The sequence below is a fragment of the Vibrio mexicanus genome (assembly GCF_001012815.1).
In the GTDB taxonomy this organism is placed as follows: domain Bacteria; phylum Pseudomonadota; class Gammaproteobacteria; order Enterobacterales; family Vibrionaceae; genus Vibrio; species Vibrio mexicanus.
On the sequence record NZ_JYJP01000051.1, the window covers coordinates 98,035 to 124,347 of the forward strand.

Consider the following 26,313-nt stretch of genomic DNA (forward strand, 5'->3'; position numbering starts at 1 on the left):
GTAAATCCGTTTTTTGTATGATACTGTCTTTGGTCAACTTAATAGGACGTAAGTAAGACAATGACTTTAGAGCAATTTCTAGTAAAACTTCAGCAAGAGCCGACAAATGTTCAATTCGAAGACACAATGGCAGTTATCGATGCCAACTTTGAATTTGAGCCGACCGCTTTCATCAACGGCAACACAAAAAACGAAGCCAATCAAAACAATGGTTCATGTAAGATTTTTGCCTTTGGTTTAGAACAGTCATTAAATGCTGAACAAACTCTGGCGTGTTTTGGTCGTTTTTATCGTGAAGACGTACTTCAAAATCCAGAAAATGATGATCACCAGAATATCCGCAACTTTATGGTAACCGGATGGGAAGGGATTAAATTCGACGCATCAGCGCTTAAAAAGAAATAAAAAAATGGGCAACAATGCCCATTTTTTTATTTGAAACTTCGTTACGCGTATTGTGCGACAACGAGCTTCCAGCTTTTTCGTTGCTGCACTAATTTCTCGCTTAGTTGGTCGTAGCGAATTTTAAGCAATGAGTGCTCGTACTTCTTAACCAAATCTTCTTTCTTACTGTCTAGCATCTGTTTTTTTAGCGCATAGTAAGCATTGATGCTCTCTACCAACATTTCAAACTCTGCAATTACCTTTGCGTTTAGTGCCTCCGCATTTGGCATACCGACCAAACGCTTTTGGATTCGCTGCAAATTCATAGCCGCGTGGGCTTTTTCAATTTTGATTTGCGGCGCTCGGCGAAGTTTTGATGCAAGCCCGACCTTAGAAAGTAAAGAAATTAGCCATTTAGTTGGATCGTATTGCCACCAACGAATACCGTTACGATAATCATTCTCAAAAATATGATGGAAGTTATGGTAACCCTCGCCAAACGTAAGAATGGCTAAAATTCCATTATCACGTGCAGTATTTTTGTCTGTGTAAGGTTGGCTTCCCCAAATATGCGCTAAGGAGTTAATGAAAAACGTTGTATGGTGGGTGAGAACCAGTCTAACCACGCCAACAATCAAGAACATACCGATAATATCTTGATAGAGGATGCCTAGCAGTAGAGGAACTGCAATATTCAACCCGACTGCAAGCGGAACGTAGTATTTGTGTTGCCAAACCACGACTTTATCCTTCTGCAAATCACGGCAGTTTCCGTAATCTGAGTAACTGTCGTTGTTATAGTTTCTTAACATCCAACCAATGTGAGAAAACCAAAAGCCGCGCTTTGCACTGTATGGGTCTTTGTCATTGTTATCCACGTGGCGGTGATGGACTCGATGATCCGAGCTCCAGTGCAAAATACTATTTTGCAGGGCTAGTGCGCCCCCTAGAGCAAAAATGACTCTTACAACGGAGTTCGCCTCATACGCCTTGTGAGACCATAGACGGTGATAGCCTGCTGTGATAGATAAGTTACTGAAACTAAACAGCACTAGCAGCCATATCCAATGTTCAAAACCATAGCCATTTGCAAACCCGTACCAAGGTGCTGCAATGATGGCGAGTAAAAAACTAACAGAAAATAGAACAACATTGAGCCAGATGAGAGGTGGCTTATTCCCGGATGTCATTTGTTTATCCCTTTGAGCTTACATCTGTACGCTAGAATATCAGCGTACACGTGTAAGTCAAACTAAGATGATAAAAAATATGAACAGGACAATTGGCTTTCAAACCACAAAAGAATAGTATATCTGTTAACAATCAAATTACATGAAGTAATAAGGCACTATAAATGGAATTAAAAACAGCCAAATATAGCGATTATGAGCGAATCGCAACTTTGCATGCCAATAATTGGCAACGTTACCTAGAAGGTACAGAGTTCGAGCTAAAAGATTCTCAAGACGTTCTAGATGATCGCATTGCTATATGGCAAACCCGTCTCATTAACCCTCCTTTTAATCAACATGTCCTTCTGCTTGAGGAAGGCGGGTTACTCTGCGGCTTCATCTGCGCGTTTGGTAATCATGACGTTGAAAAGGGGACTTACATCGATTCCCTTCATATCGATCCACACTATCAAGGCAAAGGACTTTCAATCACCTTGCTGCGTGCACTTTCAGAATGGATGCGAAGCTACTATCCAGATTCAGGCGCGTATTTAGAAATTTTTGAGACAAATGACAACGCGATAGATTTTTATAAACATTTAGGTGCGCAAGAAGCGGGCTCTCGATTATGGCACGCCCCGTGGAATCAAGATGTTAATGAGGTGATCTATCACTGGTCTTCTCTAAATGATTTAGAAGCAGACATAAAGTGATCTAAGCAACATTTACTTACATTCATCGAGATTAAATTTACTTATCATTAGATTCATACACTATTGCCTGTGCTAAATTGGAATATCTGAAATTCCAAATGTACTTAGCGGTGTATTAATGAAAAAAGTGTTACTTCTCTCTACCTTGTCGGGAGCTATTCTACTAGCTGGATGTAACGATGCTGGGAAACAAGCGGGCCAAGGTGCCGCTCCGTTGGTTGTAGGCAAACAAGCGCAAACCGTGCTCATCAACAAAGTAAATCTTACATAGGTCGTGTTGAGGCTGTTGAAGATACCGAGATTACCGCTCAGGTAACTGGGTATCTTAAAGAGCGTCACTTTGTCGAAGGCCAGATGGTCAACAAAGGAGATTTGCTTTATGTTATCGAACCTTCCTCGTTTGAAGCGCAAGTCGCAAGTGCCAACGCATCGGTTGCCCAAGCTAATGCTGCATTGAAAAAGGCACAGCTCGATTACAACCGTGGTAAAAATCTATTACCTAAAGGCAGTATCTCTCAATCCGAATTCGACGCGCTCACAGCTTCTCGTTTAAGTGCAGAAGCAGAGCTGAAAGCTGCTAACGCTCAACTTAACCTCGCTGAAGTTAACTTGTCTTATACTCAAATTCGCGCGCCATTCTCAGGCCGAATCAGTGATACCAAAGCGAGTATCGGTGATTTAGTGTCTCCACAGTCGGGCGTGCTAACGACTTTAGTCAGCCTAGACCCAATTCAAACTGCATTCAGTATCTCTGAGCGTGAGCGTCTTGCGTTAGGTATGGACCGTGTGTCTGGTGACGGCGGTGAAGATGGTAGCAACATTGTCGTTAAGGTCATCCTAGAAAATGGTGAGTACCTAGATGGCGAAGGTAAACTCGACTTCCTAGGAAACCGTATCAACACCAATACGGGTACCATCGCGATGCGCGCAATTATCGACAACCCAGAACAGCGCCTTCTTCCAGGTCAGCATATTCGTGTTGAGCTCATGGAGCGTGAGTCTATTGATGTGGTGGTCGTTCCTCGCCGAGCGGTACAAACCGACTTGGAAGGTGACTTTGTGATGGTGATTACGGAAGGCAATGTTGCAGAGCGCCGTAATGTTTCTCTTGGACGTCAAATTGAAGAGGGTGTGATCATCACATCAGGCTTGTCTGCGAATGACAAAGTCATCTCTCAAGGTCTACAGCGTGTAAGAAACGGTGTACCAGTTCGTCTTCAAGAGCAGCAAGAAGCTGGTAACGAGTAGGTGCCGCTATGTTAAGTCGTTTCTTTATCCAGCGTCCTAAGTTTGCGCTGGTAATATCCATAATTTTGACACTGGCGGGGGCCATTGCGTTGGCCGTTTTGCCAGTGGCAGAATATCCAAAAATCAGTCCTCCTTCGGTTAGTGTGACCGCGTTCTACACGGGTGCAAGTGCCGAAGTTGTTGAACAAGCCATAGCCGACCCGATAGAGACCTCGGTTAACGGTGTAGAAGACATGATCTATATGTCTTCTAAGAGTGCGAACGATGGTTCATACAGCTTGAACGTGACGTTTGATGTTGGTACTGACCCTGATATGGCTCAGGTTAACGTACAAAACCGAGTCTCGCAGATTGAGTCTAAGCTTCCACAAGAAGTTAGGATGGTCGGTGTAACGGTTAAAAAGCGTTCTCCTGACCTTCTAATGGTACTGAACTTCTACTCGCCAGACGGAAAATACGATGACCAATTCCTAATCAACTACATTAACCTCAACGTAAAAGACCAGTTGGCTCGAGTTAAAGGTATCAGTGAAGTTGGGGTTATTGGTGGTGGTGAATACGCAATGCGTGTTTGGCTAGATCCAGAGAAGATGGCCAACTTGAAGCTGACGACGAGTGATGTTTATGCCTCTCTAGCGGAGCAAAACGTTCAGGTAGCCGCAGGCCGAGTTGGTGCCGCGCCATACGATAACGCTCAAGAAGTGCAGTTTAACCTTGTCACTAAGGGCCGTTTAGAAACCGTCTCGGAGTTCGAGAATGTTGTTCTTCGAGCGAATAATGATGGTTCAACGGTTTACCTTAAAGACGTTGCACGAGTAGAGCTCGGTAAGAAGTTCTATGATGGTACGGGTAAATTCCGAGGGCAAGATGCCTCCATCGTGACGTTGTCACTCCAGTCTGATGCGAACGCGTTGGAAAGTGGCGAAGCGTGATGGCGCTGCTTGAGAACTTAAGCTCCACCTTCCCCGAAGGCATGAAGTATGAAACCAGTTACGATACGACTGTATTCGTTGCGGAATCGATCAAAGGGGTAGTAAAAACGCTTATTGAAGCAATTATCCTTGTAATCATCGTAACGTACATCTTCTTAGGTAGTGCACGTGCAACGCTAATTCCTGTTGTTGCGATCCCAGTTTCCTTGATCGGTACATTTGCCGTAATGCAAATGACTGGATTCACCATCAACACAGTGACGCTGTTCGGTTTGATACTCGCTATCGGTATTGTGGTGGATGACGCTATATTGGTTATCGAAAACGTTGATACCACCATGGCGAAAGATCCGACCATGACGCCACGCAAAGCAACCTTGATTGCGATGAAAGAGGTAACAGGCCCAATCATCACATCAACCCTGGTATTGCTTGCGGTATTCATTCCAGTTGCGATGCTACCTGGTATCACCGGTATTATGTATAGACAGTTCGCTCTGACTATCTGTATCTCGGTTGTTATCTCATCCATTAATGCCTTAACACTTTCACCAGCGCTGTGTTCATTGGTACTTAAGCAAGGTGGCGGTAATACGACTCGTTGGTTCGCCGCATTCAACAAAGGCTTGGACAAAGTAACCGAGAAATACGGTAAGCTTGCAGGTTTCCTTGTTAAGAAGTCAGTCATTCTAATGACGTTCTTCGTTATTGCCGTTGGTTCTGTGGCGTTCTTCGCGAAGACAACATCTACCGCCTTCGTACCACAGGAAGACAAAGGCATACTTCTGGTTAATGTCCAGTTGCCAGACGCCGCCTCTATTTCTCGTACAGAGGCAGTAAGTGAGCAGCTTATGCACATTGTCGAGGAAGAGCCAGGTGTAGACGGTGTGACAGTGGCTAACGGTTATGCATTCATGACCGGAGCAGCAGCGTCGAATGGTGCTTCACTGTTCATTAAGCTCCACGATTGGAATACGCGAGCTGAACTGGGTGGTGACCAATCTGCTAATGCAATCGCGCAACGCATCAACATGCGAGCAGCGGCAGAGCTACCTCAAGCGGTCGTATTTGCGATGGGGCCTCCTGCAGTGCCGGGTATGGGTGCAGCGTCAGGTTTTGAGTTCGTCCTTGAAGATACCCTTGGCCGAAGCCGTACCGACTTAGCGATGGTAATGGGCGAGCTAATTCAAGAAGCGAACAAGCAGCCAGAGATTGCGTACACCTTTAGTACTTTCCGTGCGAACGTTCCTCACTACTACGTTGATATCGACCGTGAGAAAGCTCAGCAACTTGGCGTTCCATTGTCGTCTATCTTCCAAACGCTACAGGGTAACTTAGGTTCCATGTACGTCAATGACTTTACGATGTTTGGTAAGAACTTCCGAGTGACGATGCAGGCGGATAGTGAGCACCGCAGCGGTATCATGGATCTGCAACGCTTCCACGTTCGTTCTTCTGCAGGCGAAATGATTCCATTAAGTACGCTTGTTAGTTACGAGCAGGTATTTGAACCAGATGTGGCATGGCGTTACAACATGTACCGCAGTGCTATTATTCAAGGCCAACCAGCACCAGGCTATTCAAGTGGTGATGCCATTGCAGCAATGGAGCGCGTTGCGGCTGATTTCTTGCCTCACGGCTATCAGTATGAATGGACAGGTATGGCATACCAAGAAGTTTTAGCGGGTAACCAAGCAATCTTTGCATTCGCTTTGGCTCTAATCTTCATCTATCTGTTCATGGTGGCTCAGTACGAGAGTTGGACTATTCCGCTCGCAATTATTCTTGTCGTACCGGTTGCTACTTTGGGTTCATTCCTTGCGCTGAACTTGGCGGGCATACCGCTTAACCTCTATGCGCAGATCGGTCTCGTTCTCTTGATAGCACTCGCCGCGAAGAATGCGATTCTTATTGTTGAATTTGCGAAGATTGAGCGCGAAGAGCATGAAAAATCGATTGATGACGCGTCAGTTCGTGGCGGTAAGCTACGTTTCCGCGCCGTTAACATGACTTCATGGTCGTTCATCTTGGGTATCTTCCCACTGATCTTCGCTTCAGGTGCAGGTCACGTGAGTCAAAACTCATTAGGTATTTCTCTGGTCGGCGGTCTTCTTTGTGTGCTGTTAGCAGGTACGTTGATGATTCCTGGTTTCTACGCACTCGTGCAAAGAAAGCGTGAAAAGATTCACGGTGGCAGCACTAAACTTGTGCCACTTGACGATGAGTAAGAATTTCACTGTCCATTAAATGGCACTTTGAATACATAGCAAAAAGCCCCAACGAAATGTTGGGGCTTTTTTAATTCACTTTGAAGAAGGAAGTTAAGCGGCGCTTTCTACTTTCTTCTCACTTTGCATTTTTGCAAGGAAATACACGTTCACGCAAGCAATGAAACCGTTAGTTACAACTACTGGCCATGCGTCAATCATTAAACCGTAAGCGGTGAAAAGTGCACAACCAATAAAGTTTAGAACGCGCAGTTTAACGATGTCTTTCATTGTCAGTGAGATTGCTACCATGATAGAAGCAGCGTAACCCAAAATTTCAACCATATTCATATCCATAATTCGACCCTCTGATTATTTCCGACTCTGTCGGTACCATTTCTTCTCTTCATGAGATAACTGAGGAAGCTCCGTGCCCCGAATGGCCTAAGTTGATTTTCTGAGTCGGACTATAACAAGGCAAAATCTGTGATAAAAGCCTAACTTTTAGGAAATAGAAGGTTAGCGATTACGCAAACGTTTAGCAGTAAATTCACTGTATTAATACCGATTTCTGTTGATAACAATAGATTGATATTTCATGCAAGAAAAAGCCTCCGTAGAGGAGGGCTCTGTATTTATTGGAAAAAGTAAAGGTTACTTTTTACCTTGAACTGTTTGCTTGTCTTCTTCAGTTAGCTCACGGATACGACGGCTGATGTCGCGACGAGCTTTAGAAATCTCAGCACTCTTGATGATGTGGTCATCTACACGATCTTCGTAGTCTGCTTTCATGTTCTTGATGATAGCGACGATTTCGTCGTGGCTCATGTCAGATTTGATGTAATCTAGCAGGTTTTCAAGTAGATCAACACGTTTACGGTTATCGCGAACCTTTTTCTCATTGTCTAGCAGCTCGCGCTTTAGTTTGTTTTTACGGCGAGCTTGGTTCACGATTTCGAATACACTACTCATAGGTCCTTTTCCCCAATTTGAATATTAACTTACTCGATTAAAACACAACAAAGCCGCGCATAACAGTCTTAAGATCAATCATTAGAGTAAGTTGATTGTTTTATCAGCATTCAAGATTGACAGAATTGCACAGAGATAAAAATTCGGGCTAAGATGCGACAGGACTATTACACTTAACTGAAATTTATATGCTTTTGTCAGAAATAGTGATTCCTCAGAACGACATCGATGAGCAGGATATCACTCGGAAAATTAAACTCCGCTCAGCTTATCAAAATGAACGTGATCGTCTTGAGGTAATCGAAGTGGAACTTAATCGTTCAAAAGTCGTCATCATGGATGATAGAGGAAAAATCCGCTATATCCCGATAATTGCAGAGCATTAACGTCACCCTCACTTGTATATATAGGAAGACTCATGAATAGAGAACTTAGCCCAGTAGAGGCAAGAATCATTGGCTGTCTGATTGAAAAAGAAGTCACGACGCCGGATTACTATCCGTTAACGTTAAACAGCTTGACCACAGCGTGTAATCAAAAAAGTAATCGTGAACCTGTTATGAGTTTGACGAGTGAGGAAATCCAGCAAGCTGTTGAGGGTTTGAAATCTGCTAGACTCGTGCATGACGAGAGTAGTTTCAATAGCCGAACCAGTAAATTCGTGCACCGTTTTTGTAACACTGAGTTTGGCGATCTTCAGTTTACAGAACAAGAGCGAGGCATTATTTGCTGTCTTCTTCTTCGTGGAGCACAAACCCCTGGAGAACTAAGAACACGAACCAACCGTTTGGCGAATTTTACTGACGTAAAAGAGGTTGAAGCGGTATTGGAGCGATTGTCTCAACGTGAAGATGGGGCATTGGTCGTCAAATTACCACGTGAAGCGGGTAAGCGTGAATCACGCTATCAACATTTGTTCAGTGGTGAAGTTGACCTTGAAGCCCTACCAGCCGCGGCACCGAGTATTTCAAGCAGCGCTCGCGTTAAAGAGTTAGAGAAGGAAGTTGAAGAACTCAAAGCACAAGTGGCGCATTTACAAGAGCAGCTTTCTCAATATTCAGATAACTAATCATCCTAATGAATAACGATTGGTACATATACCTCGTTAGAACCCGCTTAAACACGCTCTACTGCGGTATAACGACCGACGTAGAGCGTCGTTTCAAAGAACATGTCAGTGGTGAAGGTGCAAAAGCGCTTAAAGGGAAAGGACCGTTGACATTAGCCTGGTCTACCAAAACCGGTGATTCTAGATCAATTGCGTCTAAATACGAGTACGCGGTAAAGCGCCTGTCTAAACAGAAGAAAGAGAGACTAATTCTCGGTCAGCTCACACTTTCCGAACTTTCAATAAGTAACTAGCTGCCTATCATTACGCATTATCCCTATTCCTACATTAGTTTTAACTATGAGTTACGACAATATAGGTTGATAGGGAAATGAATCATAAAATTATTACAACCATTGCAGTGGGCCTGTGCTTTAGCTCGTTAACCGTTCATGCCGCTAACCGTGTGGCAGACGGACGAGGAAATGGTATGGGTAATACAGGTGTGACGAGCGCTAATTACTTACTTGCGCCGTTTTATAATCCAGCATTAACAGCAGTCTATCGTGGCGACGATGACTTTGGTCTATTGTTACCGGCTATAGGTGCAAGAGTCAGCGATAGCGACAAATCATTAGAAACCATTGATGATCTTCAAGACACAATCAATGATTTTGAAAATAATCCCACCATTGCCAACGAGGCTCAGTTGAACGCCTACTTGGATCAGCTTGATGGAAATAAACCATTGGCAGTAGCCGGTGGTGTCGCCGTTGCTGTTGCAATTCCACTGGATCTCCTGTCAGTGAATGTTTTTTCTAGCGGTTATGCCGAAGTACTTGCCCAGCCAGTCATCTTCGAATCTAACGACACAACGACGCGCTACGAAAACTCAACCGTCGATACGCTTGCATTTGCCTACAGTGAAGTAGGGGTAGCACTTGCAAAACAAATAACACTATTTGGGTTACCCATGTCCTTAGGTGTTTCACCAAAATTTCAAGAACTCGAAACCTATAAACAGGAAATTTCTATTCGCGACTTCGACGTCAGTGACTACGACCAAACTAAAACGTCCAAGTCTGCATTCAATATGGATCTAGGGGCAGTTTGGTTTTATCACAACTTTAGAGGCGGATTAGCCGTTAAAGATCTGTTTTCTCAAGATATTGATACGCAAGATGTGGGTGGCGTTGATAAATATGAACTTGATACTCAAGTGACGGTATCCGGCGCTTATGCCACCGAGGTCATCACTGCGTCTGTCGATTGGGATCTGACTAAACAGGGGCGATTTGTAAACCGTGAAGATGATACTCGTTACCTAAGGTTTGGCTTGGAAGGGAATGCTTTTGGCTGGCTGCAGGCACGCCTTGGCTATGAGTTCGAACTAGAAGATACGCTGGATGATACTTTCACTGCAGGTGTTGGTTTTAGCCCTGGCGATTTGTTCCATTTCGATTTGGCTGGCAGTTACGCAGGAAGCAACCAATTCGGTCTATCAGGAAACCTCGCATTTACCTTCTAATTCTTAGTTGATTAGGTTAATAAACACATGACCACAAGGTTGTGTGTTTATTATTCAATCGCGTCATCAAAAAGTAAAAATGACTTTAATTGAGCTATCTTTATAGCGATACTTACGATTTGCCGCACACCTAAACGCCCAATTTAAGGAATGCTATGCGAATAGTAGTAAATTATGTTTTCCTGATCGCATTAGCTTTCTCTTCAAGTGTATACGCTTTTAAGCCTTTAACCGGTTATTGGGGTTATGAGGAGTACCTCGAAGCACACCCTGCCGAGCATGACCTCACTGAGTTACTTAGCTATGTGGTAAAACGTGATGCTGTGCCTCTAGCCGCTAAGCAACAACGACCTGTCTCTATTTCCGTCGTATTCCCGGGCCAGCAAATATCAGATTATTGGCGCCGTAATCTCACTGCATTTGAAGCGCGGCTAAAAGAGCTGCAAATAGACTACGACTTAAAGCGAGTCTTTACTCGTCCTAACACCGATCTGCGCCAACAAAGTCAATCCATGATGGAAGCGGTTCAAGAGGGCGCTGATTTCTTAATCTTTACGCTAGATACCACTCGCCACCGAAAGTTTATTGAATATGTTTTAACGTCTACGGATACGAAACTTATCATTCAAAATATTACTACACCTGTAAGAAGTTGGGAAGAATATCAGCCGTTCTTGTATGTGGGCTTTGACCACTATGAGGGCACACAGCTTTTGGCGGATTACTTTAAGCAGCGTGTTCCAGAAAATAGCGAATATTCGGTACTTTATCGCTCTGAAGGGTATGTGAGTGATATGCGCGGCGACCCATTTATTGAAGAGATGTCCTTTCGCAATGACTATTTTCTTGTTTCTTCTTTTTATACCCAATCCACAAGAGAATCCGCTTACAAAGCCGCTTCAGTTGCGCTTAAACGAAGTAATGATCTTTCGATGATCTATGCTTGTTCTACGGATGTCGCGTTTGGTGCGATTGATGCGATCAAAGAGCAAGGACGTGAAAACGTACTTTTAAATGGTTGGGGCGGTGGTAGTGCAGAGCTAGAAGCGCTAAAAAAGGGCTATCTAGACGTAACCGTTATGCGCATGAATGATGATACCGGTATTGCGATGGCCGAAGCCATTAAGTGGGACATCGAAGGAAAAGAGGTCCCTGTGGTTTACTCTGGAGAGCTTACTCTAGTGACCAGTGAAGATTCAGCAGAAAGGATTGAACAGTTAGTGAGTCATGCTTTTAGGTACTCAGACAAATAATGATCAAACGCTTAAAACAACGAATTTCAAAACATACGCGTTTATCATCGCTGATTACGCGTTCGATATTTATCACGCTCGCCACACTAGCTTTGATTGTATTGGTTCAAAGCTACCAGTTTAATCGCCAAGTCATCTCTCAGGAGATCGATCGTTCACTCCAACAAACCTCGAGTCTTGTCCAAGCGATTTTTTCATTTCGCCTGAACGCAATTGAAATACAGCAAGACAGCTACAGCCGTAGTGATGTTCTTGTCCGAGCACTAGACCAATCTAGCAGCGCTATTGATAACTTTTTCACCAGTGCTGACCAAATGGCTCCCGCGCTTTCTCCTGACTTTCGCTTCATCACCAAACGTAAATCGCTGCATTGGGATGACTCTAATTATCAGTTTTATGGCATTCCAGTCGCAAGATAGAAGACTTTGTCGAGACCATGTCTCTTAGTAATAATTGGCATTTGATTTCTTTAAATACCGACTTTGGACTGCGCTATATCATGATGCGCCGTACGCCAATTATTGATCTTTCAACGGGCGAGGTGCTTGCGAGCTTACACGTCGGAATTGTCCTGAATAACAACTTTTCTCTGGCTTCGGCAGTAAAACATGGCAGTAACACTGATAACGTCGTTATTGCCGTTGGAAGTAAAGTCGTCGCGTCAACGGTTAGGGATAAAGAAAACTACACAAGCCAAGACCTTCTTAATAACTTCACTGAAAACCACGACCAAACTCGATTTTTGGTCGCCAAAACGGATATAGCAATCAACGCCAAGCCGACGTTTATTTCAATTTATTCGATTCAAAATAACGAACACGTGGCTCTTCTAACGCGGAGTCACTATTTTTGGTTATTTGTCGCCTTTATCAGTATGTTCGTTTTGGCTGTCAGCACGCGATTTTGGTTGGGACGCAAAGTGTCACATGATCTTACCGAGTTGATGAACTATACGGTGAATGCTGTTGAGCATCGTAAGCTTGATGAATATAAAGGCTCGTCGATCTCCGAGTTTCAACAGATTGGGGAAGCTCTCGAATTAACCTTTCAACGACTCACCAACAAAGAACGTCAGTTTCAGGATTTGTTTAACTTCTCGCTTCTGCCAATCATGTTTTGGGACATGAATGGTCGTGTGATGAAGATGAACCTGCGGCTGAACGTTACTTTAACTCAAGCGAAGTCGATGACAATACCTACCAGATTATGCTAGAGAAGTTGCTACCACAGATCCAAATGGCGTCACAAGGGGCAACGCTAACTGGTGTTAACATCCCACTTGGGGAGCAAGTCTTCCGTTGGAACTTATCTCCAATTGTATTTGATGATAAGCCGAAAATGGTAGTGGCTCAGGGACAAGATATTACGAGCTTGGTAGAGGCTGAGCGCCAGAGTCAACAAGCCCGTGAAGAAGCTGAGGAATCAGCGCGAGTTCGAGCGGATTTCTTGGCTAAAATGAGCCATGAATTGCGAACGCCATTAAACGGTATATTGGGTGTGTCCCAACTGCTAAAAGCCGAGTTAAGAACGGATAATGAAAAAGAACATGTTGATGTTCTGATTAACAGTGGTGAGCATCTCTTAGCAGTACTTAATGACATTCTTGACTTCTCTAAATTAGAGCAAGGTAAGTTTCATATTCAGCAAGATAAGTTCCGCCTGATGGAGCTAAAGAATACGGTGTCCAAGATATTCGCACCACTGTGCGAAGAGAAAGGTATTCACCTTAACGTAAATGCTGATTTTGCTGACGACACCCATATCTCTAGCGACCAAGTTAGGCTTAATCAAATACTCATTAATTTGGTCAGCAACTCGGTAAAATTCACGCACAGCGGTAGTGTAAAAGTAAAACTTGCTCTATCTGAGTCGAATGAAAAACTGCATATAAACGTGACGGATACTGGTATCGGGATCGACCAAAATAGGATTGATTCGATTTTTGAACCCTTCGTTCAAGCCGAGTCGACCATTACACGTGAATACGGGGGTAGTGGCCTCGGTTTAACCATAGTCCAAAACCTTGTTGAACTCTTGGGTGGCAGTATTACGGTTGACAGTGAGAAGGGCAAAGGGTCCTGTTTCTGTATCGCAATTCCAGTGACCGTTTCAAGCCATGCGTCTTCGTTAAAACCAACGATAGACCCTGATATGCAAAAAACATTGTTCTCTCGTAAATTGTCAGTGCTTTTGGTTGAGGATAACCACACTAACGCATTTATCGCTCAAGCATTCTGTTTAAAGTATGGAATGGACGTAGAGTGGGTAACTGATGGTAATCAAGCAATTTCAACCTTGTCTGGAGATAAGGTGTTCGATTTGATTCTCATGGATAACCAACTGCCTAATTTAGGTGGTATCGAAACGACAAAAACTATCCGAGAAAAACTGTCACTAACGACACCAATCTACGCTTGTACAGCAGATGGTATGCAAGAAACGAAAGATGCGTTTATTGCGGCAGGTGCTAATTACATCATAATAAAGCCAATCAAAGAGAAGGCGCTCCATGAGGCTTTCGTTCACTTCAATGAGCACTTTGTTTAAAACGAAGGCGGCAATTTAGCCTCCTTCAACAGTGATCAACGGATAGTCGTTCGAGTTGACAAATACGGTTCCGACTAAACGGGTCACATTTTAGGTATTACCATTGGCCATTGTCACCACGCGTTTCAACGTCCACCGGATTAGCAAGGGGATACATTCCGGACCTTGTTCTTCACAGTAATGAACAATAGCCAAGGCCAGATCTGGTTTGGCGAATTTCTTCAGTACGCGTGTCACAACTTTTTTAGGTGGAATAGGGTGATCAAGCGGGACTTTAATCATCTGCTTGAAAAAAGGTTCGAAGCCGTTGGCATAAAGGTAGTGCTCAATATCTTTATCCGGTAGTTCCGTAAGCCTGTGGCGTTCTTGATCGTTTTCAAGTTGATTCTTAACCGCGACCGCGTATTTTTTCCCAGCCGCATCTCCATCTGTAACCACATGCCAGTCAATACCAAACGCCTTAGCTACCTTGACTAAAGATTTTAAGCCGGACTGGGCAAACTCAATAATCTGCACACCTTCGGCGGCCAAGTTATAGCCGCACTGGTTAGCTAACTCGTTGAACAGCCATACTTCAGTTTCGCCTTCGACTAGCAGCCAACATCTCGCAAACAAAGCCCCAGAGCGATGAAATCGAATGTGGAAACCTATACGGCGAAGTTCGTCTTTTCCAAAGCCTTTGATAGGCAATTGAGTGGCGATGGTTTTATCAGATTGACGAACCAAACGACGTATACTTGACAACGGGACTTGGCCAAGTAGATCAGGGCTGTTTGTCGTTAGGATCTTTTGCATTGGAAGCAGTTGCAATAAACTCCACGCTCTAGCTAGATGAGTTGGGTGAAGTCGCCCTTCGGGATCTTCCAGTATCAATAATGGTCTAGCGCAACGACGCAAATCCGTTGGCCCTTTGGCTTGAAGATAAGCATTGAGTAAACCCATCAAAAGTAATCGGGTTTGTTTGTCATTGGTCTCTTCAACGACTTGAGAGAGGCTCTTCTCATTAGCAGATTTGCTGTAAAACAAACCATCTCTTTGCTGGCGAGGATTCTTACGATACTGGCGCTTAAACGAGAAGTAGTGCTCAACGAGCGAATTCATTGAGTTAAGGCTACTTCTTATCTCGCCTTTATTTACATGCCCCGGAATTGCCATGAGCCTTCTACAGGTATTGTTGATGCGCTTCTCTGTTCGAGAGTTCCCGTTCGCGGCTGTATCCACCGGCCTTTCAAACCGTCTAGAATCGCGTAGGCGTATTACCGGGTGAAGGGTCATCAATTCTTGGGCGAGTTTTTCTGAATGGTGCAAAGGAAGCGTATTGCCGGAGCGATCTAAAAATGTATATTGTGTTTCGATATCGTAGCCGTCTCGAATGGCACTTATCTGATAGTAGATCTTATTAATACCTTCGTCTCTTCGACCCATACAGGCTTAATTTTTCGATATCGTCCGGCTCTTATTTCGTTTTTATCCGACGCCGATAAGGTAAGTACAATTTGAAGATGCTGAGTTTGCGGATGGGCAATCGAATAATCGACGTGAAAATCGCTCATTTCGAATTGATAAGGAATACCGTCAGCGGGCAAAACGACAGACAAAGCGTCGAGAAGTGAAGATTTACCCCAAGTATTTTCTCCGATAAGCGTTGTGAGCTCTTCAAAGGCGAGTGAGAGGCGTTTAATACCTCTGAATCCTGAAATTTCAATTCGTTCTAACTGCATAGGCAATCCCAATATTGCTATAAAATTTAGAGGGTTACTAACTTGCTTTGTGTTTAGGAACTAATAATAAGCATAACTGAAAAAAGACGATAATGGCGGATTTTAGGTCACATTCTTCTCGTGTTAAGTCAGTTAATCATTTGGCAGGGCTCAAACTTTCTAAAAATCTTTGCACTGGCATTTCATAAAATTCATGAATCTGTCATTATTTTATGGCTAGGATGAAGAGGAGTAGAAGAGAAAAAATGATGATGAAAAGAAAAGAAAATAGAAGCGCCAGACTCGTACTAGCCCATATTAATGACACCCATTCATATTTTGAGCCTACTTCCTTACAATTAACACTAGAGGTTGATGATCAACCTGTGACGCCTTATGTCAGTGCCGGTGGTTTTGCTCGAATAGCAACGAGAGCCCACCAACTGCGCGACGATGCTAAACGCATGAACTCCGGATTTCTGTTTCTTCATGCCGGTGATTGCTTCCAAGGAACGTTATATTTTTCGCTATTTAAAGGCAAAGCCAATGCTGAAATGCTCAATGCTCTTGAAATTGACGCCATGGCACTGGGTAATCACGAACTCGACATGGGCAACGAGCCCGTGGCGAAGTTCGTTCAAAAGGTCAACTTCCCACTGTTAGCAGGTAACTGGGATCTATCCCATGAGTGCCAGTCTAAGCCTTACACGCTAAAAGGCGTCGACAATGTGTACGATTACGCACCAAACACCAAAACAGCGAAGTGGATTATTAAGGAAGTTGATGGCGAACCCATTGCCATATTCGGATTATCTCTCGACAAGATGTCTGACATTTCCAACCCTGATGCAGATACACCGTTTGTGAATGCGGAAAAAACCGCAAGGAAGACAATATCGACGTTAAACGCACTTGGTGTAAACAAGATTATTTTATTGAGTCACCTAGGTTACGATGCCGACCTTGAACTCGCGGAAAAGGTCTCGGGGTTAAGTCTAATTATCGGTGGGCACAGCCATCACTTGCAAGGGGACTTCAGCGACATCGGTTTAGGTCAAGGTGACGAATATGGATTGTTAGTCAATGGTACAAGAGTACTTCAAGCAGGGTTTCACTCGCTTACAATGGGTCATGCTTACATTGACTTTGCTGCTGATGGAACGATCACCAAGTTTGTCGGTAAGAATGAACTGTTACTAGGGCGTCGACTCTTTTTGAATGCGAGCATGAGCCAAGTAGGAGAGGATTCGAGTTACCATCAAGCCTGTGAGTTACTCAACAATCACAATAACGTCGTAGTATGTAAAAAAGATCCTGATGTTCATAAGATTCTTGCAGATAAGTACATCCCAAGAGTTAGGAAACTACAGTCGACCATTATCGCGACAAACAACCAGCCGTTGCGTCACATACGCATTCCAGATGCTCATGGGCCTAGCGAAGTCGCGCCTTTGGTTTGTGAGTCGTTTTATTACGCCATGAATAAGCGACACTATGACGTTCAATTTGCTATTCATAATGCAGGTGGGGTGAGAACGTCACTAAATGAAGGTGATATTACCGTTGCCGATGTTGCCGGAAAATTGCTTCCGTTTGCCGTTCCGATCGGCATGTATCAAGTCACAGGGGCAACACTTGCTCTGGTACTAGAAGGGGCCATTAATAATGCATTTAACAACGGCGTCGAAGGTACTGGGTCTGGTTCTTATCCTTACACACACAATCTAAACTTCGAGTATATCGCCGATGCGCCAATGGGCAGTCGCGTCACTAACCTGAAGATTTATAACGAAGAAACGGGTTGGGAACAGGTTCAACCAGAGCAGATTTATCGTGGCGCTTCATCCGCGTATACCATGAAAGGTAAGGAAGGTTACGACGCAGTTGTAAATGTGGAGTCTGATCCCGTGGTGACTAACTTATCCATGGCTGACTGTTTCATTGAACTGCTCACAGACCAGCCAAACAGGCTCAACCAATCTTCTCATATGGTAAATAGTATATGGCATAAAGGTTGCTAGTTTTTTCTTCGATTAACTTAAATCGGAGACAGACACAATGTGGAGTAAAGATTGGTTAGATATCGGAGTCGTTTTTCTTTGGATTAGTGTTTGGGCGTTACTCGTCTATTTCATGCCCTTAGCTGGCGTTTAGGTTTCAAATGGAGCAATTATTTTGCTCCATTTTTATTTTTTCACTAGACGAACTCAAAAAGCAGGAATAGAATCGCGCCTGTTTGGGGAGTAGTCGCCTTTGGTTTACTTATCGTCATCTCGTTAAGCGTTCGCTTATCCGGTAAGTATAAGGTAAGAAGTTGTTCTTATCTTCGACAAGACCAACGCAATCATGGTTTCGTTTTGTTCTCATCCTGCATTAATGCAGCGGGAGTACGATGCGAAGCGCGTTATGTTTGCGAAAGGTCTGACTTACCAAAATAGATCTTTCGCCTTGGAGGATCTATGACTCTAACTCATTACCTATTATTTGCTGTCTTCACTTTCTCTTTAGTTTGCATTGATATTTGGCAAACAAGAGGCGGCGCTATCTCGCTAAAAAAAGCTATTACTTGGAGTGTATTCTGGTTCGGTCTAGCGTTTGTATTCGCCGGAGTACTTTACCTTTACTGGGATTGGTTCGTACCTGGCAGTGATTACACGCCGCAAGCAGCTACCTTGTCGTTTGTTACTGGCTACCTGCTAGAGAAGTCTCTGAGCGTGGACAACTTATTTGTATTCGCAATTATCTTCCATCAATACGCAGTGCCAGAACATTTGCGTCCGAGAGCGCTACTTTGGGGTGTAATTGGTGCTTTGGTGCTAAGAGCAATCATGATCGCAGTGGGGGCACAACTGCTAGAGCAGTACCATTGGGTACTCTATGTGTTTGCTGCATTCTTGATTTGGACTGGTATCCAGTTAGCGACAGATAAAGCGATAGCCATGTAAGCCCGCTTCCTGAAAAGCTTGTAAGACGTTTAATGCCAGTGTCTGAGAATTACGATGGCAACAAGCTGTTTAGTAAAGAGAACGGTAAACGTGTCGCAACGCCAATGTTTATCGTGATTGGTGTTATTGCTTGTATGGATGTCATGTTTGCATTGGACTCAATACCGGCAATATTTGCTGTAACCCGTGAACCATACTTAGTACTCGCAGCTAACGTATTCGCACTGTTAGGTTTACGTTCCTTGTACTTTGTACTTCAAAACATGATGGATAAGTTCGTTTACTTAAAGCCAGCACTGTCCTTCATCATGGTATTCATCGGTGTAAAAATGTGTTTGATAGGCACACCATATGAAGTACCAACTTGGTTGTCCCTGTCAGTGCTTCTACTGACTATGACAGTTGCGGTTATCGCTTCTATACAAAAACAGAAGTCATTAAAACAATCACCTGACTTAGGTTAACTCAGCTAATGGAAGCCCTCTAGTCATTGGAGGGCTTTCCTGCATTTTCTTGTAAAATATTTGTATCAAACTCAATCTATAATGTCTTTCGTATGTATATAAATTCACTATTTAACGAGTTTTAGTCGAAAATAACCCTTAAGAATGAATATAGCAAAACTGCATGAGTTAATAGATTGTAAAATAAGAAAATCTAATTCGAATATCCAAGATTTGTCATTATTTAAACGTAAAAAAATGGCCTAATATTCATTCATCAAAGCGAATTACGAAAAGATTTATAGAGAGGCAATCATGGCACAAGCAATGCACATCGAAACAATCGCTGCACCAACCTCTATGGATAAGAAAACCTACTCGGTTAACTTCAAAGGACTGATTGCACACTTATTAGATATTCTATTTGTCGACAATAGTCAGCCTCGCGCTTACTACTCAAGCGACCTATCTGATCACATGCAGAAAGACATTGGCCTAACACGCTAATTGAATATCAAGAATTTGAAAAGCCAGCTTATCTAAGCTGGCTTTTTTGTGTCTGCAGTTTTTAAACACAACGAAAGTAAATCTAATTTGGTGCGGTCAATATCTTTAATCGTGGTAAGACGGAAAGGATGCACCAATGACAGCTTTACTCGCTCTCTCTGTTGTTAGCTCAATATCGACAGGTCAAATATGGACGAATCAAGGACAGCCCGCTCAAGTGATCGAGCTATTTACCTCTGAAGGATGCTCAAGTTGTCCGCCTGCCGATAAATACATCTCCAAACTTCAAACCAACAGTGGTCTGTGGTCGGAAATAATCCCAATTGTCTATCACGTGGATTATTGGGACTATTTAGGCTGGAAGGATGAGTTCGCCAAGCCAGAATATTCACAATTACAGCGGCTTTATCAGGCGTATGATGTAGTAGGTAGCGTCTATACACCGGGATTTGTCGTAGACGGGCAAGAGTGGCGAGGTTTTTTCAATTGGATAAACCGAGATCTTCCTGCAAATAAGCAGAAGGAAGCTCATCAACTGACCTTAGTGCGAAAAGGCAACGAGTTCGAATTAAAGTACAATGCAGATGCTACGCTAGATGCCACCATCGTTTTCATTGTGAATGACCAAACAACGATAATTAAAGCTGGCGAAAATCGCGGTAAAACCTTAGAGCACGATTTCATTGCGTCATCGAGAAAGCAGGGGCGCTCCAATGAAGGCCGATGGACGTTTGAATACAATGGAAACTTAAGTGACATCGATGCGGTTGCCGCGTGGGTTTCGCCAGCTGGCAGTTTTGAGAGAATTCAAACGGTAGCAGGGCGCATTGAATAGAAGTAACAAAAAGGCGCTCTATTGAGCGCCCTTGTCTAATTAGTTCGGGTAGGATGCCGTTACTTCTTACGACAGAACTCAGCGATTACGTACATAGACTGACCGCCGTTTGCTTTACCTGAAACCAGTTTAGGGTCATCACCAATGCTGATACCACGAATTACCGTGCCTTGCTTGATTACTTGGTTAGTACCACGAACAGGAAGGTCCTTGATTACCGTTACGTCATCACCTTTTTTAAGTTCAACGCCGTTGCAATCGAATGGTTTGTCGTCTGCAGACATACCTTTCATTGCCCAGTTCATTTGTTCTTCTTCCATGTACATCATGTCTAGCGCGTCTTGCGCCCAGCTTTCTGCGTTTAGACGAGTCAACTGACGCCAAGCCGTTACTTGAACTGCTGCTACTTGGCTCCACATGCTGTCGTTAAGGCAGCGCCAGTGGTTGATGTCTTGAGCTCATCGATTTCGCCCAAGCATTTGTCACACACCATGATAGCTGTATCTACCGTTACGTGACTATGCGGTGGTACCGCGTAAGCCGTTAGTGGGTTATCCGAACCACACAATTCACATTTCGATCCACAGCGCTCTAGCATAGTTGCTTCAGAAGACATAAAAGACTCACAATTATTAGGTTTAAATTACGCGCCTATTATCCACTTTCTCTTATGAAATAAAAGTAATAAAGGCAACTGAATTGGAATAAGAGTAAAACAACGTCACACTGTCACCTACTATTTGCACGCGTTTATGGATATCAGCCCTTTATCACTAATCATAGACATAGGATAATGCGCAGCAAGTTAATCTCGCTTACTTGGTAGCACATTGGAATTACTCGCAACACAACTGTTTGGAAAACCCCTCAGATTAGAAGGCTCTTTGGCTGGCTGGCAGCAACTGTATTGGGACAATACCTTAGTCTCTCAAATCGATGAATCGGACAATAGCACCGATAGTACTCTACATGCTTTTAGGCTATTGCAAGGGGAAACACCTATTGAGTGTCATCTAGAAGCTCAGCTATCTTGGCAGCCATTCCACTTAGGATACAGGGTGATGGTGAATGGCGAGCAAGTTGAAGATGGGGTAAGGGTTGAAAAGGATATCGAGAGACAAACACCGACGGTAGAACCGAAAGCTGAGCGCCGATTTAGCCTGATAGGACTCGTTTCATTAGGACTTAAGGCACTAAAGAGTGCCAAGATGATCAAAGTGGTTCTCGCTTCAGTGAGTCTTGCGGCGTATTCGTGGCTATTCTCGTTTCAGTTTGCACTGGCGCTCATTGCTTGCCTGGTATTTCATGAATATGGGCATATCAAAGCGATGAAGTATTTTGGTATGCGAACAAAGGGGATTTACCTTGTTCCTTTCGTTGGCGGACTCGCATTAAGCGATGAAAAGATTAACACTCGTTGGCAGGACGTCGTTATCTCAATCATGGGGCCATTCTTTGGGTTAATGCTCTCTATTGTATTGATGATTCTTTATTGGATAACGGGTTCTATGTTCTTTGCGGGCTTAGCTGTATTCAATGCGTTCTTAAACTTATTCAACCTATTACCAATACTGCCTTTGGATGGTGGCCACATTCTCAAAAGTATCAGTTTCTCGATGAACAGTGTCACTGGTATCGTGCTTTGTACAGCTGGTGCCGCGCTGGGTGTAGCAATAAGCTATTGGCTTGGTCTGACACTATTTGGATTTTTGCTAATCATGGGGACAATTGAAATCGTTTTAGAATGGAAGCAAAGGTATTTTAGCCATCTGTTGCCGTTAAACCGATATGCTCAACTGGTGACTGTTGGGTGGTATTTAGGTACGGTAAGCGCGCTAATTGGCATTATTTGGTACTTTGCATCAAAGGGCGACACCCTGTTGCAACTGCCGCTGATGATTCTCGGTACCTAATGAAACGAAGATGGGGAGCTAAATAGCTCCCCATTTAATTAGGCTTTGCAGTTTGGCCTAGATTCATCTGAATTCGGTAGTACCGTCATCTCTTGTTCTAAGTCAGAAATCCGAGTGCTATGAGAAGGGTGGGTCGAAAGTAGTTCAGGCGGTTGTTGTCCATTGGAAGCTTTCGCCATATTCATCCAAAGTGACACGCTCTCACGTGGGTTAAACCCAGCTTTTGACATCAACTGTAACCCAATGATATCGGCTTCTGATTCTTGCGTTCGGCCATACGGAAGTATAACGCCGTATTGCACACCAACTCCAAGCGCTGCCATTGTCATGTCGCGGTACTCGGCATAATCGGAAGCACCAAGCGCGACACTTGTGATCTGCAGGCCAGTACTGGCAAGTTGCGATTGCGACAATCGTTCATTACTGTGATCCGCTAGAACATGTGCAATTTCGTGGCCAATAACGGTTGCGAGCTGATCTTGGTTAACCGCTACGTTCAAAAGCCCCGTGTAAACGCCTATCTTGCCACCTGGCAAAGCGAAAGCATTAACTTGATCACTTTCAAATACCACCACTTCCCACTCGTCAAAAGCACTTTGTTTTGGAACATGTGCAGTGATTGTGTCAGTTACACATTGCACGTAGTTAATCACCGCTTTATCCTTGCTCTGCGGTATCTCCTTTTTCATCTCTTCGAAAGATTGAGCGCCCAAGTTACTCATATCTTGATCAGAAAAAAGGGTGAGTTGATTTCTTCCTGTTGGCGATGAACTGCATCCAACCAATGCTGCGCAAAGAGAAAGGGTAAGTAATTGAATTTGAGGCCGCATTTGATACTCCATGTCTTACTACAGGCTCGTCAGGTTTGCTTTATTGTATAACTTTATCTGTCGAGAACTAAAACGGAAACCACTATGTCAATATGGAAGCGTGAATTCGATCTCGCGACACTTAACGCTACATCAAAGAATACGCTCATTGAGCACTTGAATATCGAATACTGTAACGTCACCGAAAATAGTATTTCAGCAACCATGCCCGTGTGCAGTTTTACACATCAACCTTTAGGCATGTTACATGGCGGCGCTTCCGTCGTATTAGCAGAAACTTTGGGCTCTGTTGCCGCTAATATGTGCGTAGAAGACGGCGCTTTTTGTGTGGGCCTTGATATTAACGCCAACCATGTTCGAGCTATGAAAAGCGGAACTGTGATTGGAACAACGTCGCCGATTCATTTAGGCGTATCGACTCAAGTTTGGCAGATAGAGATTACGGATGAGCAAGAGCGTTTAGTCTGCACGAGTCGTCTAACCATTGCCGTCAAGCGACCAAAGAAGTAGGGCACATTATGGTCATCGAGTTTGAATACGGAAAAATCATCGTCACGCCACATGAAGTGGTGGTGCGCCTTTCTGCCCCTCACAGCGCTAGTTTGCATGCTCATCCAGACGCGCTAACACTGATAGGCAAGGGGCCAATGTACTATTGGCAAATGCCAATGATACCAAATGGTCGATTAAATTGTCAGAACAACAGCTACAAACACTATCCGACGAGCTATGTATCCCTTTTGAATAAACTCCTTTCGAATAATTTGCTATTGAATGGATTGTTGTCGAGTAGAAAGCCATTGAGTAGCTTTTCTCCATAAAGATCAAAGTTTCGATCGTATTGCTTGCTCTTATTTCAAAAATGGGGAAACTATCAGTATATCGCAGTTATTGAGATTTCCCCTTTATGAGCAGTCCTCGTCTTCGCGTTCAATTTGAAACCTTATTCGAACACTACAATGGTAAAGATTCTGGAGCCCAGCTCGATGATATTACCGAGATTCTGTTTTGTACTCGCCGTAATGCTCGAATCGTACTCAATAAAATGGAAGAAGAGGGCTGGATTGAGTGGCATCCCGCAGCAGGCCGAGGCAAGCTCTCGCAACTGATTTTTAAGCGAAGCCGGAGTGATGTCAGTGAAAATCTGGCCCGTCGTTATTTAGAAGAAGGCAAAATTGAGCAAGCGCTGAACGTTTTAGATCGTGATACCGCCAAGTTATCACAAGTTGTAGAAAGCTATTTGGGTGTATCGCATCACCATGGTGAACAGGTTGTCAGGCTGCCTTATTACCGTGCGCTTTCAATGCTTAACCCACTTAAGCCGATGCGCCGCTCAGAGCTCCATATTGCACGACAAATATTCAGTGGTTTGACACGACTCGATGAAAACGATCAACTGGGCCCTGACTTAGCTCACAGCTGGGAAAGTCTCTCTCCGCAGCATTGGCGTTTTTACATTCGACCTGGTGTACGCTTTCACAACGGCCAACCTTTAACGGTTGATGACATCATTGAGAGTATCAAAGAGTTCTCCTCAACACGGTTGTTTGGGCACATCGAGAGTTTAAGTGAACCAAGTGATTGGGTGTTGGATATCAAGCTTAACAAGCCAGATTTACAGTTACCGCTCTTGCTGACGGAATCTTGCGCAAAGGTATTACTGCCTAAAGCTGACCGCAGTGACCAGTTCGATACATTTCCGATCGGAACTGGGCCATACAAAGTTATGCAGAACGATGAGAAACGCCTCGTAATCCAAGCAAACGACAATTACTTTGGCTTCCGTCCGCTTATCGACCGCGTAGAGGTATGGGTCATTGACGAAGTGCACTCTTCAATTGTATTCCCTAGTTTATCGGCCCGATAAAGCCGGACACAACCACTGTGACTGAAGATGTTGCCCTCGATCCGGGTTGCACGTTCTTGTTATTGAATAGACGCTCTGGATTAGCCAAAGACTGTCGTTGGGCAGAATATTTTTCACAACAGCTCAGTTCATTGAATCTCTTTAGACATATCCCATTCGATAAGCTCAATGAAATAGGTGTCATCCCAGCTCACGGCTTAAAACCCGGATGGAATCACCACCAGCAGTTCGGATTACCTAAGTCTGCGCCACACAAAGCGAAAGTGACGGTGGCCTACCACGGGCAACATCCGACGTTCCCGACACTGGTAGATACGATTAAGACCATTTTGAAACAGGATCAACTAGAGGTTGAACTGATCAAGTACGATCTCACTATAGAAGAGCCAGATAACGTGGATATATGGGTGAAACCGATGGGCATTGCTACCGATAGAGACGATGCCTTAGCTGGCTGGCTACTCAACTACAGCGATATTGAGCAACTGAGCCAGCCGGACACGTTCGAACAAATGGTTACGCTAATCGACGAATGGCGAAGTGGGGATATCGAAACATTCCCAGCCACGCAAATCGGAACGACGCTCGCAAATACGTATCAAATCATTCCAATGTTCCATTGCTGGCTAGGTGTGAGTAAAGACCAATGCGGTTCGTTACAAAACGCAAAGTGTAACGCGCTTGGATGGTTCGATTTTAGTCAGATTTGGGTTAAACCTGAAATCGGAGCCTTAAATGGCTAAACCAAACAAGAAGGGGCCAAGTCGTACCGTCGATATATTCTGTAAGAAGTGTCGAACTCAGCTATTCAAATATCGAAAAGGCGGAAAAGGCGCACTCGTTAAGTGCTTTATCGAACGTATCGTCACTGACTACACAAGCGGTGAATGCCTATGCCCAGGCTGTGAGAGTGAATTTGGGCGTAAAACATTAATAAGAGGCACAGCCGCCATTAAGTTCTCAGGTGGTAAAGTCACCATGAAGTGAATCTGTAAATTAACATTAATGCAACAAAATCAGCGCCCTAATCCTCACGATAAATGTTGATTTTGTGGCCTTTGATCTAGATCCATTAATTCGCGCAATTAATAAATAAATTGTATCTTTCATCGCTACAACTGTTACAATTTGTTTCACTTGATACAACTTATGTTAATGATTGATTTTAAATAGGAGAAACTCATGGGATCCAGTTTGGTAATTGCATTTATTATTGCTTCAGTAGTAATGATTAAAAAAGAGATGGCCGCAGCCAAATAGCATTCCATA

Annotated in this window: 20 protein-coding genes and 7 pseudogenes; 21 read left to right on the forward strand and 6 right to left on the reverse strand. The window is 43.8% G+C overall.

Going from position 1 to position 26,313, the window contains the following annotated elements:
• Positions 1 to 60 precede the first annotated feature (60 nt).
• Positions 61 to 405 (forward strand): HopJ type III effector protein, encoded by a 345-nt coding sequence (locus UA76_RS07795; protein WP_047044649.1) that lies wholly within the window; start codon positions 61 to 63, stop codon positions 403 to 405.
• Between the two features lie 41 nt (positions 406 to 446).
• Here the strand turns inward: UA76_RS07795 and UA76_RS07800 are convergent, their stop codons facing one another.
• Entirely contained in the window at positions 447 to 1,574 is a 1,128-nt protein-coding gene (locus UA76_RS07800) for an acyl-CoA desaturase (RefSeq protein WP_047044652.1), read from the reverse strand.
• A gap of 164 nt (positions 1,575 to 1,738) precedes the next feature.
• On the opposite strand from UA76_RS07800, the gene UA76_RS07805 reads away from it, so the two are divergent.
• From UA76_RS07805 to UA76_RS07815, 3 genes and pseudogenes are all read left to right on the forward strand, one after another.
• Positions 1,739 to 2,269, forward strand: coding sequence for a GNAT family N-acetyltransferase (locus UA76_RS07805; protein WP_047044654.1), 531 nt, complete (start codon positions 1,739 to 1,741; stop codon positions 2,267 to 2,269).
• 118 nt (positions 2,270 to 2,387) lie between these two features.
• Positions 2,388 to 3,517: pseudogene (locus tag UA76_RS07810) on the forward strand (efflux RND transporter periplasmic adaptor subunit).
• 8 nt (positions 3,518 to 3,525) lie between these two features.
• Positions 3,526 to 6,677 (forward strand): annotated as a pseudogene (locus UA76_RS07815) (efflux RND transporter permease subunit).
• Positions 6,678 to 6,770: 93 nt separating this feature from the next.
• Here UA76_RS07815 and UA76_RS07820 read toward each other — a convergent pair.
• Positions 6,771 to 7,013: a YgjV family protein gene (locus UA76_RS07820; protein WP_047044656.1), complete on the reverse strand. Its 243-nt coding sequence runs from the start codon at positions 7,011 to 7,013 to the stop codon at positions 6,771 to 6,773.
• 297 nt (positions 7,014 to 7,310) lie between these two features.
• Positions 7,311 to 7,628, reverse strand: a complete 318-nt coding sequence (locus UA76_RS07825) for a DUF496 family protein (protein ID WP_047044658.1) — start codon at positions 7,626 to 7,628, stop codon at positions 7,311 to 7,313.
• A 206-nt stretch (positions 7,629 to 7,834) separates the two neighbouring features.
• Between UA76_RS07825 and UA76_RS07830 the strand changes: the two genes are divergently transcribed.
• From UA76_RS07830 to UA76_RS25425, 8 genes are all read left to right on the forward strand, one after another.
• Positions 7,835 to 8,014, forward strand: coding sequence for a hypothetical protein (locus UA76_RS07830; protein ID WP_238322214.1), 180 nt, complete (start codon positions 7,835 to 7,837; stop codon positions 8,012 to 8,014).
• Between the two features lie 32 nt (positions 8,015 to 8,046).
• Positions 8,047 to 8,697, forward strand: coding sequence for a YceH family protein (locus UA76_RS07835; protein ID WP_047044664.1), 651 nt, complete (start codon positions 8,047 to 8,049; stop codon positions 8,695 to 8,697).
• A gap of 8 nt (positions 8,698 to 8,705) precedes the next feature.
• Positions 8,706 to 8,990, forward strand: a complete 285-nt coding sequence (locus UA76_RS07840; protein ID WP_047044666.1) for a GIY-YIG nuclease family protein — start codon at positions 8,706 to 8,708, stop codon at positions 8,988 to 8,990.
• 77 nt (positions 8,991 to 9,067) lie between these two features.
• Complete coding sequence (locus tag UA76_RS07845; RefSeq protein ID WP_047044669.1) at positions 9,068 to 10,204, forward strand: conjugal transfer protein TraF; 1,137 nt, start codon at positions 9,068 to 9,070, stop codon at positions 10,202 to 10,204.
• A gap of 155 nt (positions 10,205 to 10,359) precedes the next feature.
• A complete protein-coding gene (locus tag UA76_RS07850) occupies positions 10,360 to 11,457 on the forward strand; it encodes a substrate-binding domain-containing protein (protein ID WP_047044672.1) in 1,098 nt (365 codons plus the stop codon).
• Positions 11,457 to 11,876, forward strand: a complete 420-nt coding sequence (locus UA76_RS25415; protein WP_337588517.1) for a LuxQ periplasmic sensor domain-containing protein — start codon at positions 11,457 to 11,459, stop codon at positions 11,874 to 11,876. Before UA76_RS07850 ends, UA76_RS25415 begins: the two co-directional genes overlap by 1 nt.
• 17 nt (positions 11,877 to 11,893) lie before the next feature.
• Positions 11,894 to 12,670 carry a LuxQ periplasmic sensor domain-containing protein gene (locus tag UA76_RS25420; protein ID WP_337588518.1) on the forward strand — a complete coding sequence of 259 codons (777 nt, stop codon included), beginning with the start codon at positions 11,894 to 11,896 and terminating at the stop codon, positions 12,668 to 12,670.
• On the forward strand, positions 12,574 to 14,004 hold the full coding sequence (locus UA76_RS25425; RefSeq protein WP_337588519.1) for an ATP-binding protein: 1,431 nt from the start codon (positions 12,574 to 12,576) through the stop codon (positions 14,002 to 14,004). Before UA76_RS25420 ends, UA76_RS25425 begins: the two co-directional genes overlap by 97 nt.
• Positions 14,005 to 14,094: 90 nt before the next feature.
• Here the strand turns inward: UA76_RS25425 and UA76_RS07860 are convergent.
• Positions 14,095 to 15,725 (reverse strand): annotated as a pseudogene (locus UA76_RS07860) (ATP-dependent endonuclease).
• 251 nt (positions 15,726 to 15,976) lie between these two features.
• On the opposite strand from UA76_RS07860, the gene UA76_RS07865 reads away from it, so the two are divergent.
• The 4 genes and pseudogenes from UA76_RS07865 to UA76_RS07880 all read left to right on the forward strand — a co-directional run bounded on the left by UA76_RS07865 (position 15,977) and on the right by UA76_RS07880 (position 20,434).
• Positions 15,977 to 17,725 carry a bifunctional metallophosphatase/5'-nucleotidase gene (locus tag UA76_RS07865; protein ID WP_157617602.1) on the forward strand — a complete coding sequence of 583 codons (1,749 nt, stop codon included), beginning with the start codon at positions 15,977 to 15,979 and terminating at the stop codon, positions 17,723 to 17,725.
• A 438-nt stretch (positions 17,726 to 18,163) separates the two neighbouring features.
• Positions 18,164 to 19,113, forward strand: a pseudogene (locus UA76_RS07870) (TerC/Alx family metal homeostasis membrane protein).
• 294 nt (positions 19,114 to 19,407) lie between these two features.
• Positions 19,408 to 19,599, forward strand: a complete 192-nt coding sequence (locus tag UA76_RS07875) for a DUF1127 domain-containing protein (protein ID WP_047044678.1) — start codon at positions 19,408 to 19,410, stop codon at positions 19,597 to 19,599.
• 136 nt (positions 19,600 to 19,735) lie between these two features.
• Positions 19,736 to 20,434 (forward strand): DUF1223 domain-containing protein, encoded by a 699-nt coding sequence (locus tag UA76_RS07880; protein ID WP_047044681.1) that lies wholly within the window; start codon positions 19,736 to 19,738, stop codon positions 20,432 to 20,434.
• 59 nt (positions 20,435 to 20,493) lie between these two features.
• Here UA76_RS07880 and UA76_RS07885 read toward each other — a convergent pair.
• Positions 20,494 to 21,050 (reverse strand): annotated as a pseudogene (locus UA76_RS07885) (PhnA domain-containing protein).
• 214 nt (positions 21,051 to 21,264) lie between these two features.
• Here UA76_RS07885 and UA76_RS07890 point away from each other — a divergent pair.
• The gene (locus tag UA76_RS07890; protein WP_047044684.1) at positions 21,265 to 22,347 is read left to right on the forward strand and encodes a site-2 protease family protein; all 1,083 of its coding nucleotides are present in this window, start codon (positions 21,265 to 21,267) and stop codon (positions 22,345 to 22,347) included.
• Between the two features lie 38 nt (positions 22,348 to 22,385).
• On the opposite strand, the gene UA76_RS07895 is transcribed toward UA76_RS07890, so the two are convergent.
• On the reverse strand, positions 22,386 to 23,177 hold the full coding sequence (locus UA76_RS07895) for a M48 family metallopeptidase (protein WP_047044686.1): 792 nt from the start codon (positions 23,175 to 23,177) through the stop codon (positions 22,386 to 22,388).
• Between the two features lie 84 nt (positions 23,178 to 23,261).
• Between UA76_RS07895 and UA76_RS07900 the strand changes: the two genes are divergently transcribed.
• The 4 genes and pseudogenes from UA76_RS07900 to UA76_RS07910 all read left to right on the forward strand — a co-directional run bounded on the left by UA76_RS07900 (position 23,262) and on the right by UA76_RS07910 (position 26,031).
• Complete coding sequence (locus tag UA76_RS07900) at positions 23,262 to 23,687, forward strand: hotdog fold thioesterase (RefSeq protein ID WP_047044687.1); 426 nt, start codon at positions 23,262 to 23,264, stop codon at positions 23,685 to 23,687.
• 8 nt (positions 23,688 to 23,695) lie between these two features.
• Positions 23,696 to 23,925: pseudogene (locus UA76_RS22950) on the forward strand (DUF3389 family protein).
• A 159-nt stretch (positions 23,926 to 24,084) separates the two neighbouring features.
• Positions 24,085 to 25,787 (forward strand): annotated as a pseudogene (locus UA76_RS07905) (SgrR family transcriptional regulator).
• Positions 25,780 to 26,031, forward strand: a complete 252-nt coding sequence (locus UA76_RS07910; protein WP_047044689.1) for a hypothetical protein — start codon at positions 25,780 to 25,782, stop codon at positions 26,029 to 26,031. The pseudogene UA76_RS07905 and the gene UA76_RS07910 overlap by 8 nt, the downstream one beginning before the upstream one ends.
• The last annotated feature ends 282 nt before the right edge of the window (positions 26,032 to 26,313 follow it).